A 13,185-nucleotide genomic window follows, 5' to 3' on the forward strand; every position below is an offset into this window, starting at 1 on the left:
AGCGCGAGGCCAACAACGCAGGCGACCGCGTCAACATCACCATGTCCGGCAAGTTCCTACCCTACAAGCAGTACTGAGCCGATCCGCACCAGCCCTGACCGGTGCGGGCCGGTATCGGGCGCGGGGTTGGTGGGGCGGCCGCGCGCCGAACCGACGAAGCATGCGGGTCCGCACAAGCCGCCCCGCCCGGACGCCACCGACAGGACGCACCGGCGGCGGGCGTGCCGCCTCCACGTCACGCCCGGCTTCCGGCCGGCCGGGCGGCCGCCCGGCGGCGCGCCCTCCGCCCGGGCAGCGCCGGGCATCCCGTCCCGGCACCGGCGCCCTCCCGGCGGGGAACCCGCCGCGGCCGGCGCATCGGCCCCTGCCGCGATGCAGCCGGAAGGCTTATCCTGCCCCCGATTCGAATCCTGCCTGGGCGACGGTCCCGGATGGGGGGCGAAGCCCATGCCGGTTCTGGCCGAGGGCCGCGCCGGCAGCGCCGCGGCGGCCCCGCAGGGCCGGGCAGCCCGCCCGGTACGGGATGAGGCCTGTTCGAGACAGCGGGACCGACCGGTCCCTTCGGGAGAGTGACAGCATGAACCTCGACGCCATCCCCGTCGGCAAGAACCCGCCCGAGGACCTCAACGTGATCGTCGAGGTGCCGATCGGCGGCGAGCCGATCAAGTACGAGATGGACAAGGAGGCCGGCACGCTGGTCGTCGACCGCTTCCTCTACACGCCGATGCGCTATCCGGGGAATTACGGCTTCGTCCCCCACACCCTGAGCGACGACGGCGATCCGATCGACGTGCTGATCGCCAACACCCGGCCGATCGTTCCGGGCGCGGTGATAAGCGTCCGGCCGGTCGGCGTGCTGCGGATGGAGGATGACGGCGGGATCGACGAGAAAATCATCGCCGTGCCCTCGACGAAGCTGACCCGGCGCTACGAGAAGGTGGCCAACTACACCGACCTGCCGCAGATCACCCTCGACCAGATCCTGCACTTCTTCGAGCACTACAAGGACCTGGAGCCCGGCAAGTGGGTGAAGGTGTCCGGCTGGGGCGACGCGGACGAGGCGAAGCGGCTGATCCGCGAGGCGGTCGAGCGCGCCAAGGCGACGAAGTAGCCTTCCCGCGCCGCGCCCCGGCGGGCGGCGCGTCGTCCCGGCCCGCCTGGAAGTCGGGCCCGGCCTGCCTGGGACCGGCGCGCCCGACCCCGAATTCCGGGTGCGGCGTGCCGGACCCGACGTGGACGGCCCGTGGCCGAGCCGAACCGGGCCCCCGCGGGCCCGGCAACACGAGAACATGATCCGGGAAGGGGGGACGCAGGCCATGGACGGCATTCCGGCGGAATTTTCCGCGGCGGCGGCAGCCGAGACCTGGCTCGGCGATGCCGAGGCGGCCCTGGCATCCGGCGACGCCGTGCGGATCGCGGACCTCTTCGCCCGCGACGAGAACCGGGAGGCCCACTGGCGCGACATCCTCGCCTTCGCCTGGGAGCTGCGCACCACCAGCGGCGCCGGGGCCATCGCGTCGCGCCTGCTGCCGGATCTCGCGCGCCTGTCGCCGCGCGGCTTCCGCCTCGCCCCCGGGCGCACCCCGCCGCGCCGCGTCACCCGCGCCGGCACCGCCGCGACCGAGGCGATCTTCGCCTTCGAGACCGATATCGGCCCCTGCGACGGCGTCGTCCGGCTGGTCCACGAGGCAGGGCGGCCGCGCGCCTGGACGCTGCTGACCGCGCTCGCCGAGATCCGCGGGCACGAGGACCCGGCCAATGGCGGCCGCTGGCAGAACGTCGACTGGAAGCGCAATTTCGGCGGCGAGAACTGGCTCGACCGGCGCGAGAGGGCGCGCGCCTACGCCGACCGCGACCCGGCCGTGCTGGTGGTGGGCGCGGCCCAGGCCGGGCTTTCCGTCGCGGCGCGGCTGACGATGCTCGGCGTGGACACGCTGGTCGTGGACCGCGAGCCGCGCATCGGCGACAGCTGGCGCCGCCGCTACCACGCGCTGACCCTGCACAACGAGACCCGCGTCAACCACCTGCCCTACATGCCCTTCCCCCGGTCCTGGCCGGTGTTCATCCCGAAGGACATGCTGGCCAACTGGCTCGAGCTCTACGCCGAGGCGATGGAGCTGAACGTCTGGACCGGCACCGAGCTGGCCGGCGGCGACCGGGACGAGGCCGCGCGCTGCTGGGAGGTGCGGCTGCGGCGCGCCGACGGCAGCGAGCGGCGCATGCGCCCGCGCCACATCGTCTTCGCCAACGGCGTCAGCACCACGCCGGTCGTGCCGGACCTGCCGGGCCTCGGCGACTTCCATGGCGAGGTGCGGCATTCCGGCCGATACGGCAGCGGCCTCGACTGGGCGGGCAGGCGCGTCCTGATACTGGGCACCGGCACCTCGGGGCACGACGTGGCGCAGGACCTCGTCGTCTCCGGCGCGGCCTCGGTGACGCTGATCCAGCGCAGCCCGACCCTCGTGGTCAGCCTGAAGGAGGCGCAGGCCCCCTACGCCCTGTACGACGAGGAGATCCCCTTCGAGGACAAGGACCTGCTCGCCGTCTCCCTGCCCTATCCGGTGTACCGCCGCTCGCACCAGCTGATGGCGGCGCGCAACCGCGAGGCGGACCGGGCGCTGCTGGAGGGGCTGGAGCGGCGCGGCTTCCGCCTCTCTGCCGGGGATGACGGCACCGGCTGGCAGTTCCTCTACCTGAACCGCGGCGGCGGCTACTACTTCGACGCCGGCTGCTCGGAGATGATCGCCGATGGCCGCGTCGGGCTGATCCAGTACGCCGACATCGAGCGCTTCGGGCCCGAGGGCGCGATCATGAAGGATGGCAGCGTGCAGCCGGCCGACCTGATCGTCCTCGCCACCGGCTACGAGGGGCAGGCGGCGGCGGCGCGACGCCTCCTGGGCGAGGCGGTGGGCGAGCGCATCGGCCGCGTCTGGGGCTTCGACCGGGAGGGCGAGCTGCACGGCATGTGGCGCCCGACCGGCCAGCCCGGGCTCTGGTTCCACGCCGGCGGGCTGGCGCAGTGCCGCATCTTCTCGAAGGTGCTCGCCCTGCAGATCAAGGCGCGGGAGCTGGGCCTCGCGGCCTGAGGAGCCGCGCCCCTGCCGGGCCGCCATCGCGGGCGGCAGCGGGGGCGGTACCGTCCCGCGCCGGACGGCGCTCGGGCGGATCGCGGCCCTGCCGGTCATCTCACCCGGCAGGCGTCTCCGCCGGCGAGGCGCGGGATGCCGCCGGGCATGGCGCGACCCGGTAGAGGATGGTGCCCGCCGTGCGCAGGACCGGCGTGACGCGGTCCGTGCCGGCGGCATGCCCGGCGGGCAGCAGCAGGTACGCCGCCGCGCCGCCACCGGCCTCGGCGGCCAGTTCGCAGAGGCGGGCGGGGTCGCCCGTGCCGTCGAGGCTTTCGAGGTAGGCGAGGCGCCGGGCTTGCCGTGCCTCCCAGTCCACGTAGGGGTTGGAGAAGACCGCCGGCGCCGCGACCAGGCGCCGTCCGGCCGCCATCACCACCGCGGTGCCGGGATCGACGGTGGCGGAGCCCGGATCCGCCGGATCGGCCAGGCCGGTGACGAACAGGTCGACCGGCGCGGTGTTGGCAAGGATCCACCGGTAGGCCTCGAGGTCGAACAGCGCCTCCGGCGTGGTCAGCGCAAGCCGGCGCTTCTGCAGGTCCCAGGGTTGCATCAGGAAGCCGGCCATGCCGGCGGCGGCGGCCAGCATGCCCGCCGCCATGAGCGGTCGTCGCCATGCCGGCGCGGCATCCCGCGACCAGCGGCCGACCAGCACGATGGCATGACCGGCCAGGCACGCGAAGGCCGCCATCAGGTATGCCTCGAAATGGTGGAGACGAGGACGAACACGCCGCAGGCACCGCCGGTCCGGCCCGCGTAGCCGCACGCGTAGTGGCGCAGCAGGAAGGCGGCGCAGACCAGGATCCAGCTTCCCAGGATGGCGACCGCGACGCGCGACAGGGGCCCGTAGCGGCGCAGCCACCAGACCACGGCGATGGCGGCGATGCCGGGCAGGTTGGCGGCGATCAGCCATTTGCGGATCGGCACGGCCATCAGCGTGTGGAGCCACTCGCCGGGCACCGTGTTGACGATGTGCAGCCGGTAGGAGACGAGCAGCGGGCCGAGGAACAGCAGGCTCCAGGCCAGCGCCGCCAGGGCGGCGACGGAAAGCCAGAGCAGGGTCCGGAACGCGATGCCGCGCGTGGCGAAGGCGACCGTGGTGACGATGCAGGCCAGCAGCACCGCCGGCACGGTATGGGCCAGGAAGGCGAGGCCGATCCAGCTGCCGAGCAGCAGCGCGTCCCGCAACCGGGCCGAGCCGGCACGGCCCTGGATCAGCCGGACGCCGAAGAAGAACATCGGCCAGGCGAGCATCGGCGTGAGTGTCAGCGCCGTGTAGCTCACGGCGGCATCGCCCGGCAGCGCGGCGCCGTTGTACAGGACCAGCACGGCGGTCGCGGCGGCGGCGCTCCAGGGGCCGAGCAGCCGCTGGTTCATCAGGAAGAAGCTGAGCGGGGTCAGCAGCCCGAGCCAGGGCCCGACGGCGATCCACAAGGGCATGAACGCGGCGTCGGAAACGCCTGCCAGCCCTGCCGAAAGGGCGGCCAGCGCGTGCAGCAGCGGCGGGTACCAGCGGAACTCGCCCCCGTAGGCCGGGTCGCCGAACAGGTTGCCGTCCCGCATGCCCTGGATGAAGCCGAGGTCGCGGGTGATGTCGTCGTCGGGCGGCACGGTCATGCCATGCACGAACCACAGGCCGCGCACGAGGCAGAGGGCGAGCAGCGCCGCGAGCGCCAGGTAGGGCATCAATTCGTTTCTATTTCGGATCGAAACCCGCGTCGGGATCACCGCGGCACCTACCGGCACGGGCGCGGCATTCGGCTGCGTCGCCGCGCGGGGGAATGGCGGCGGGAGGCGGCAGCAAGGGTGTCCGGCATCGCGGCTCCTGCGGGTCGGGTTCGGACCGACATCATCGCCCGAAGGTTGCTTAGGATCGGGAAAATTCAGCCGTCCGTCCGGGCCCGCGCCCCGGCCTGCCAGTCTTCCCGCACGGGGCGGGGCGGGGCGGGCGCCGGGAGGCCGGCATGCCGGGTCCCGGAAACCCCGGGCGGCACCGGCAGGACGACCGGGCGGCGGATGGCCGCGTCCACGCCCCCGCGGTCGCGACCTCGCCTCGCGGGCGACGGCCGCAAGGCGGCAGCCGGCACCTTCAACACGCGGCCATGGCCGCGTAGGCTGCGGTCCGCCGCCCGGGCAACCGAACGCCGTCCTGCCCATTTCGTCCTCTGGGACCGAGACACATGCCCGGGCCCTGCGACCGCGACCGCGTATCGGCCGATCCTGCAAGGAGCCCGAGGATGACCCGCGATCACGCGCTGGATGGCCTGCGCGGCCTGGCCGCCCTGTCGGTGGTTCTCAGCCATGTCGCGGCGCTCACCTGGGTGCCGTTCATCGACGGGAGGCCGGCGCCCGACATCTTCCGGTACGGGATGTGGTACCTGGGCGCGCCGGCGGTCGACCTGTTCTTCGTCCTGTCGGGATACGTCGTCGCGCGTTCGCTGCTGCGGCGCCGGACCGGGTACGTGCCCTTCGTCCTGAGCCGCGCGATCCGGCTCCTGCCCGTCGCCTGGCTCGGCGTCCTCGCCGGGCTCGTCCTGCGTCAGCACATCGGCGTCCCGCCGCCCGGCATGTCGCGCGCGATCGAGCGGCTCAGCCAGCCGCTCACCTTCGGCGACATGGTCGGGTTCATCACGATGACGGCGCCCATCCCCGCGGCGGACCTCCTGAACCCGTCGCTCTGGACCATGTTCGTGGAGATGCACGCGGGCTTCGCCATGCCGCTCATCGCGCTCTGCGCGCAACGGGCGCCGGTCGCCTTCGGCATCGCCGGCTTCGCCGGCTGCATCATCCTGGCGTTCGTCGTCACCGGCTCCCCCTACGCGCTCTATATCGGGGCGTTCTGCCTCGGCGCGGCCTACGCCGCGGGCCGGGCGGAGGTGCCGCGCATCCCGGTCCCGGTGGCCCTGCTGGGCGCCAGCCTGGTGCTCCTGCTGGTACGCCACTGGGTCGGGAGCGACGCCGATACCTGGCGCCCGGTGTCCACGCTCGGCGCGCTCGGCGTGATCATCGCCGTGGAGCAGGGCGCCGGCCGCCGGCTCCTGACCTCTCCGCCGGTGCATTGGCTGGGAGCCATCAGCTATCCGCTCTACACGCTCCACTACCCGGTCCTCGTCGCCGGCGCCCTGCTGGCCGGGCACCGCATGGGGATCACGGCCAGCGGCATCGCCGCGATCCCCGTGGCGCTCCTGCTCGCCACCATCGCCTGGATTCTCGCCGACCGTCCCTCGATCGCGCTTTCCCGCGCGGTGAGGGGCCGGGCCTCGGCGCCGCCCTCGATGGCGGCATGACGGTCACGGCCCGATGCTCGCGCCGCCGGCGCGCCGCGTCGGCCGGGCGAGCGGGTGGAGGATGCCCGGGCGCAGGCGCTCCCGGATCGCGCATGGACGCCTTCCCGGCCATCCGCCGGGGCTGCGGGAAGGCCGGGCGTTGGTTGCCTCTCCCGATCCGGCGGCCGCGCGGCATGCCCGACCGGGGCGCTACAGCGCGATCCTCGCCTCGCGGACCAGCGCGCCGATCCGCTCGATCTCGGCGGCGATGAACGCCTTGAATTCCGCCGGGGTCTCGGTTCCGCCCCTGGCGCCGAGCGCGGTGAAGCGCCTGACCACCGCCTCCTCGGCCAGCACCGCCCGCAATTCCGCGTTGAGGCGCTCGACGATCGCGGCTGGCGTCGCGGCGGGCGCGAACACGCCCTGCCATTCCTGACTCAGGAAGCCCGGCACCGTCGCCGAGATCGCGGGGACGTCGGGCAGCGCGACGATCGGCTGCTCGCCGCCATGCGCGATCACCCGCATGCCGTCCTGGCCGTTGAGCGGGATGGCGCTCGTCGCCGTCGCCATGGTCATCGCGATCCGGCCCGCCCGCAGGTCGTTCTGCGAGGCAGGCGCGTCGCGGTAGGGCACGTGGTTGATGCGCACGCCCGCCATCCGGTTGAGCAATTCCAGCCCGAGATGCTGCGCCGAGCCGACGCCGGTGCTGGAGCAGTCCAGCTCGCCGGGATTCGCCCGCGCGAATTCGAGCAGCTCCGGCAGCGTGCGCGCCCGCACCGACGGCCCGAGCAGGATGACGTTCGGGATCGTCGCGACGCGCGCCACGGGCCGGAAGTCCTGCCGGATGTCGTAGGGCAGCTGCGGCATCAGGATGGCGTTGATGACGAAGCCGCTGCCGTCGTCGAGCAGGGTGTAGCCGTCGGGCTGGGACCGCGCCACCGCGCCGGCCCCGATGGTGCCGCCGGCGCCCGGGCGGTTCTCCACCACGATCGGCTGGCCCAGGCGCTGGCCGAGCAGCGGCATCACGATGCGCGCCAGCGTGTCCACCGCGCCGCCCGCGCCGTAGCTGACGACGACGCGCACCGGCCGGTCCGGGTAGCCGCCCTGCGCGCGGGCGGCCCGGGACAGCCCGGCGCCGAGGCCCGCGCCCGCCAGCAGCAGGGCACGACGGCCGAAGGGTCCTGGCGGGCTGGTCTCCATGATGCTTCCTCTTCCTGTTCGTTCCTGGACGCGCGGCGCCGGGCCGCGCGGCGGCCGGAGGCGGCGATGCCAGACGGGCATCCCCCGCCCGACCAGCGGCGGTTCAGGCGAAGCCGTACAGCGTGGCGGGGTTGTCCCGCAGCACGCGCCGGCGGGCCGCGTCGTCCGGCAGCCAGTCGAGCAGCAGGTCGAGCAGGCCGGCATCGTCGGGCTTGTGCCGCTCGGTGACGTGCGGCCAGTCGCTGCCCCACACGGCGCGCTCGGGCGCCAGCGCCGCGAGGGCGCGCGCCAGCCCGGCCATGTCGGGATAGCCCGGCCCGCCCGCGACGGAATCGAGATAGGCGCCGGAGAGCTTCACCCAGACATCCCCGCGCCGCAGCAGCCGCGACAGCACCGCGAAGGCCGGGTGGCCGGTGCCGGCCGGCGGCGGGATGCGGCCCAGATGGTCGAACACGATCGGGCAGCGCAGCCGCTCCAGCAGCGCGGCATGGGTGACGAGCTGCTCGGCCGACATGTTGATCTGCGCGTGCCAGCCCAGGGCCCGGATGCGGTCCGCGAGCGGCTCGATCATGTCCACCGTGGTCACGGTGTCCGACGCCTTCCAGACGCTGAAGCGCAGGCCGCGTATGCCGCCGGCGTCGAGCCGGCGAAGCTCGGCTTCCGTCACGTCCGGGCGCACCACGGCGATGCCGCGCGCGTCCGCGCCGTGGGGCGCGCCGAGGGCGGCTATCGCGGCGAGCGTGCCGGCATTGTCGGTGCCGTAGGCCTTGGGCTGCACGACGACGGCGCGCCGCGTGCCGAGCCGCGCCTGGAGCCGCTGGTAGTCGGCCGGCGTCATGTCGCGCCAGGGCGACGCGTCCACCCCCGGCGGCAGGAAGGCCGGATCGACGATGTGGATGTGGCTGTCGCAGGCCCCTTCGGGCACGGCGAGGCGGGGCGGATTCACGCCCGATGAATTCGGCGCCGGCACGGCCGGTGCAGGCGAATTCGGCACCGGCGCTGCCGGTGCGGGCGAATTCGGCACCGGCGCTGCCGGCATGCCGCTCTCCACGCCGCTCATGCCCCGGCCGCCCCGGCCGGGGCCGGCTGCGTCGCCCCGGGCGGCGTCGTCCCGCCGCCCGCGGCCTCCCGGATCACGCCCGCCTCGCTGAGCCCGGCATATTCCGGCTCGCCCAGCAGCGGCAGCAGGATCTCGCGGCTGTGCTCGCCGAGGCGCGGCGCCGGCCGGACCAGCACGCCGGGCGTGCCGGAGAGGCGCGCGACCATGCCGTGCATCGGCAGCCAGCCCATCTCCGCGTCGGGCACCTCGATCATCGCCTCCCGCGCCGCCACGTAGCCATCCCCGTCGAGGTCGGCGGCGTCGAGGATCGGGCCGATGGTCACGCCGGCCGCGTCGAAGTGCCGCAGGTTCTCCGCCAGGCTGCGCTCGCCCACGAAGCCGGCGACGATGCCGTCCAGCTCCTCCCAGTGGCGCAGCCGGTCGGCATTGGTGCGGAAGCGCGGATCATCGATCAGCTCCGGCCGACCGATCGAGGCGAGCAGCTTCACCGTCATGCCCTGGGTGGAGGAGGAGAGGCAGACCCAGCGCCCGTCCTTCGTGCGGTAGGCGTTGCGCGGCGAGGTGTTGGTGGAGCGGCTGCCGGTGCGCGGCTTCACCGCGCCGGTGAGGCGGTAATTCGCCACCTGCGGGTCCATCACCATCAGCATCGGGTCGATCAGCGACAGGTCGATCACCTGCCCCCTTCCCTGCGGGGCACGGGCGGCCAGCAGCGCGATCATGGCGGTGGCGGCGCCGTACAGGCCGGCATAGCCGTCGCCCATGAACATGGGCGGCAGCACCGGCTCGCGGTCGGCGAAGCCGTTCACCGCGGCGAAGCCGGAATAGCCCTCGACCAGCGTGCCGAAGCCCGGCTTGTGCCGGTACGGCCCGTCCTGCCCCCAGCCGCTGATGCGCACGATCACGAGCTTCGGGTTGAGGGCGAGCAGCGTCTCGGGCGCGAGGCCCATCGCCTCCAGCACGCCGGGGCGGAAGCTCTCGACCAGGATGGCGGCGGTCGTGGCCAGCCGGCGCAGCAGCGCCTGCGCCTCCGGGTGGCGCAGGTCGAGGCAGAGGCTCTTCTTGTTGCGGCAGAAGATCTTCCAGGAGGTCTCGACCCCCTTCACCTTCCAGGCGCGCAGCGTGTCGCCCTCGGGCGGCTCGACCTTGATCACCTCGGCGCCGTGGTCCGACAGCACCTTGGTCAGCGTGTTGCCGGCCACGAGACGCGACAGGTCGAGGACGCGCAGGCCGTCGAGCGCGCCGCGGGCGGCGGGGTCGAACTGGTGGCGGTGCAGCGGGGGGCTGGTGCGGTCCATGGGCTATTCCGGACGGATGTTGGCGGCGGCGGCGACGGCGCGCCACCGGGCGATGTCCTGCCTGAGATAGGCGTCGGCCTCGGCCGGGGCGTCGAAGCGGAGATGCGCGCCCTCCCCCGCCAGGTAGCCGGCGAGGCGGCCGCCCGAGAGGGCCTCGTTGGCGGCGCCGTTCAGCCGGTCGCGGATCGCGGGCGGCGTGCCGCGGCGGGCGAGCAGGCCCCACCAGATGCCCGCCGCGTAGTCCGCGAAGCCGCTTTCGCGCGGCGTCGGGGCCGCCGGCGCACCCGCCGGGCGCGGCTCGCCGGTCCAGCCGAGCACCTTGACGCGGCCGGAATCGATCACGCCGCGGGCGGAGGGCAGCGTCGTGACGAGGAGCTGGATCGTGCCCGTGGCGAGGTCGGTGGTCGCCTGCGCCATGCCGCGATAGGGGACGTGCTGCATCGCGAGGCCGCCGGCGCGCTGCGACAGCAGCTCCGTCGCGAGGTGGTTGATGCTGCCCGGGCCGGCGGAGCCGTAGTCCACCTGCCCCGGATGGGCGCGCACGTAAGCGACCAGCGCCGCCAGCGTGTCCGGCGGGAAGCCGGGCGCCCCGAGGACGACGAGCGGCGCGTCGGCGAGCACCGCCACCGCCTCGAAGTCGCCGATCGGGTCGAAGGGCGTGCGCTGCGTCGCGGCGCTGGTGGCGAAGGTCGAGGAGGTGAGCAGCAGGGTCAGGCCGTCGGCCGGGGCGCGGGCCACCTCGGCCGCGCCCAGCATGCCGATGGCGCCGGGCCGGTTCTCCACCACGAAGGGCTGGCCGAAGCGCGACTGGAAATGCTCGGCCAGCGGCCGCGCCACGGCGTCGTTGCTGCCGCCGGGCGGGAAGGGCACGATCAGGCGCACCGGCCGGGACGGCCAGGGCGCCTCGGCCCGCGCGCGGCCGGGCAGCGCCAGGGTGGCCGCGCCGAAGCTGGCCGCCCCGAGGCCGCCTGCCCCGAGGCCGCCCGCCAGGACGCGTCCCAGGCGGCGGCGCGTGACGATGGGCATGTTCCCGTCTCCGCCGTCAGGCCGCGTCGGGCAGGCCGAGCCGGCGCGCCAGCGCCAGCAGCGCCTCGGCGCCCGCGATGAAGGGGGCGTCCACCATGCTGCCGTCCAGCAGGAAGGCGCCGGTGCCGGCCGCCAGCCGCTCCCGCCCGGCCTCGACGATGCGGCGCGCCCGGGCGATCTCCGCCGGGGTCGGCTGGAACACGGCGTTGGCGGCGGCGATCTGGCTCGGGTGGATGCAGCTCTTGCCGGCGAAGCCCAGGCGGCGCGCCGACTCGGCCTCGGCGCGGAAGGCGTCGGGCCGGTCCACCGCCGCAAAGGCGCCGTCATAGGCCGGCACGCCCGCCTCCGCCGCGGCCAGGCGCAGCGTCAGCCGCAGGGTGGCGAGCGCCGCCGCGTCGTCGCGGTCGATGCCGCAGGGCTCCAGCAGGTCGGCGTAGCCGATCTGCAGGCCGCGCACGCGCGGATGCGCCGCGGCGATGGCGTGGGCGAGGCGCAGCGAGCGCGGCGTCTCGATGTTGCAGAGGAGGCCGATCGGCTCGGCGACGCCGTTGCCGCGCTCGGCGCGTTCCAGCGCCTCGGCCGCCGCGACGACCTCCGCCGGGTCGCGCAGCATGGGCAGGTTGATCAGATGGGTGCCCGGCAGCGCCACGGCCGCGAGGTCGGGCAGGAAATGCGGCGTCCCGAGACCGTTGACGCGGACGACGACGACCTTGCCGCCCTGCGTGCCGCCCGGGGGAGCATGGCGCAGGAAATCGGCCAGCGCCGCCCGCGCGGCGTCCTTGCGGCCGGGCGCGACCGCGTCCTCCAGGTCGAAGGAGACCGCGTCCGCCGCCGAGGCGCAGGCCTTGGCGAACAGCTCCGGCCGGGAGGCCGGGACGAACAGCTTGCTGCGCATGATCGGCGGCAACAGGGTTTCCTCCGGTTCTTCTGGCGGCGCGGGCGCGGACGCCTCCGGCGCCCTGACCGGCGGCGGGGCGCCGCGGCCGCCACGCCCGGCAGCATAGCCCTTGGGAAAGGAAGGAAAACCTGACAGATTGCGCGATGATCCAATAGGTTCTGCTAAAGATGGAAACGCGCTTCCTGGAGACCTTCCTGACCGTGGTCGAGAGCGGCTCGATCTCGGAGGGGGCGCGGCGGTCGAACCTGACGCCCGCCGGCGTCACGCAGCGCCTGCGCGCCCTGGAGGCCGAGATCGGCGTGCCGCTCCTCGTCCGGGCCGGGCGGGGCGTCACCGCGACGCGGGCGGGCAGCCGGGTCGCGGAACGCGCGCGGCCGCTGCTGCGCGCCTGCCGCGACCTGACGGCCGGCCTGGACGACGACGTCCTCGCGGGCGAGCTGCGGCTCGGCGCGGTCACCACCGCCGCGATCGGGCTGCTGCCGGACCTCATGGTCGCGCTGCGCGCGGGCCATCCGGGGATCGAGATCCGGCTGCACCCGGGACGTTCCAACGAGCTTTACGCCAAGGTGCTCGATGCCGAGCTTGACGCGGCGATGATCGTGCAGCCGGGCTTCGGCGTGCCCAAGACCTGCGGCTGGCTGGGCATCCGGGCGGAGCCGCTGATCGTGCTGGTGCCGGACCGTCTGCGCGGCGCGGACCCGTTCGCGGTGCTCGCGGCCGAGCCGTTCATCCGCTACGACGAGCGGAGCTGGGGCGGGAAGCTCGCCGGCGACTACCTGCGCGCGCGGCGCATCCGGCCGCGCGAGATCTTCGAGCTGGAGACGCTGGACGCCATCGCGGTGCTGGTGAACAAGGGGCTCGGCGTCTCGCTCGTTCCGGACTGGGCGCCGCCCTGGCCGAGCGGCCTGTCCCTCGCGAGGCTGCCGGTGCCCGGCGCGCCGCTCCGTCACGTCGGGCTGCTGTGGCAACGCGCATCCGTGCGCATCGGCATCATCAACGCCGTGGTCGAACAGTTCGCCGCCCCGGCCTGACCGTGGCCGCCGGGCGGCCCAGCCACGCGGAACGGCCGGGGGTTGCCGCCGTGCTCCATGCCCCGCCCAGCGAATCGGCACCATGTTCACGACGGGCACGGCATCGGGCTGGAGGCACCGCGGGGACTCGACTTCATCACCGCCTTCCAAGAGCCGCGCCTTCCGGCCGAAGCACGTGCTCTTCGTGCGCGAATTGCCGCGGAGGCGCTCGATGAAGGTGCTGCGCCGCGTGGTGCGTGCGACGCTGGCGGGCCAGCCCGCCGGCGACCTGTCCAGCCTCGTCA

Annotated in this window: 12 protein-coding genes; 5 read left to right on the plus strand and 7 right to left on the minus strand. The window is 74.3% G+C overall.

Annotated elements, in window-relative coordinates:
* The 3 genes from M0638_RS27075 to M0638_RS27085 all read left to right on the plus strand — a co-directional run.
* On the plus strand, positions 1-77 hold a 77-nt coding region (locus tag M0638_RS27075; protein WP_456316059.1), incomplete at its 5' end, for a cyanase.
* Positions 78-577: 500 nt separating this feature from the next.
* Positions 578-1,111: an inorganic diphosphatase gene (gene ppa, locus M0638_RS27080; RefSeq protein ID WP_248670070.1), complete on the plus strand. Its 534-nt coding sequence runs from the start codon at positions 578-580 to the stop codon at positions 1,109-1,111.
* A 205-nt stretch (positions 1,112-1,316) separates the two neighbouring features.
* Positions 1,317-3,086 (plus strand): flavin-containing monooxygenase, encoded by a 1,770-nt coding sequence (locus M0638_RS27085; RefSeq protein WP_248670071.1) that lies wholly within the window; start codon positions 1,317-1,319, stop codon positions 3,084-3,086.
* Between the two features lie 100 nt (positions 3,087-3,186).
* On the opposite strand, the gene M0638_RS27090 is transcribed toward M0638_RS27085, so the two are convergent.
* Both M0638_RS27090 and M0638_RS27095 read right to left on the minus strand, forming a co-directional pair.
* On the minus strand, positions 3,187-3,816 hold the full coding sequence (locus M0638_RS27090; protein ID WP_248670072.1) for a hypothetical protein: 630 nt from the start codon (positions 3,814-3,816) through the stop codon (positions 3,187-3,189).
* Positions 3,816-4,811, minus strand: coding sequence for a hypothetical protein (locus M0638_RS27095; protein WP_248670073.1), 996 nt, complete (start codon positions 4,809-4,811; stop codon positions 3,816-3,818). The genes M0638_RS27090 and M0638_RS27095 overlap by 1 nt, the downstream gene beginning before the upstream one ends.
* A 551-nt stretch (positions 4,812-5,362) precedes the next feature.
* Between M0638_RS27095 and M0638_RS27100 the strand changes: the two genes are divergently transcribed.
* On the plus strand, positions 5,363-6,412 hold the full coding sequence (locus M0638_RS27100; RefSeq protein ID WP_248670074.1) for an acyltransferase family protein: 1,050 nt from the start codon (positions 5,363-5,365) through the stop codon (positions 6,410-6,412).
* Positions 6,413-6,601: 189 nt separating this feature from the next.
* Here M0638_RS27100 and M0638_RS27105 read toward each other — a convergent pair whose 3' ends face one another.
* The 5 genes from M0638_RS27105 to M0638_RS27125 form a co-directional block, all read right to left on the minus strand.
* Entirely contained in the window at positions 6,602-7,591 is a 990-nt protein-coding gene (locus M0638_RS27105; protein ID WP_248670075.1) for a tripartite tricarboxylate transporter substrate-binding protein, read from the minus strand.
* Between the two features lie 103 nt (positions 7,592-7,694).
* Entirely contained in the window at positions 7,695-8,537 is an 843-nt protein-coding gene (locus M0638_RS27110; RefSeq protein ID WP_248670076.1) for an amidohydrolase family protein, read from the minus strand.
* 110 nt (positions 8,538-8,647) lie between these two features.
* Positions 8,648-9,946 (minus strand): CaiB/BaiF CoA transferase family protein, encoded by a 1,299-nt coding sequence (locus M0638_RS27115; protein ID WP_248670077.1) that lies wholly within the window; start codon positions 9,944-9,946, stop codon positions 8,648-8,650.
* A gap of 3 nt (positions 9,947-9,949) precedes the next feature.
* On the minus strand, positions 9,950-10,972 hold the full coding sequence (locus tag M0638_RS27120; protein WP_248670078.1) for a Bug family tripartite tricarboxylate transporter substrate binding protein: 1,023 nt from the start codon (positions 10,970-10,972) through the stop codon (positions 9,950-9,952).
* Between the two features lie 16 nt (positions 10,973-10,988).
* On the minus strand, positions 10,989-11,879 hold the full coding sequence (locus M0638_RS27125; protein WP_248670079.1) for an HpcH/HpaI aldolase/citrate lyase family protein: 891 nt from the start codon (positions 11,877-11,879) through the stop codon (positions 10,989-10,991).
* Positions 11,880-12,037: 158 nt separating this feature from the next.
* On the opposite strand from M0638_RS27125, the gene M0638_RS27130 reads away from it, so the two are divergent.
* Entirely contained in the window at positions 12,038-12,901 is an 864-nt protein-coding gene (locus M0638_RS27130) for a LysR family transcriptional regulator (protein ID WP_248670080.1), read from the plus strand.
* The last annotated feature ends 284 nt before the right edge of the window (positions 12,902-13,185 follow it).

It is taken from the genome of Roseomonas acroporae, from assembly GCF_023223525.1.
GTDB classification, from domain to species: Bacteria; Pseudomonadota; Alphaproteobacteria; order Acetobacterales; family Acetobacteraceae; genus Roseomonas_E; species Roseomonas_E acroporae.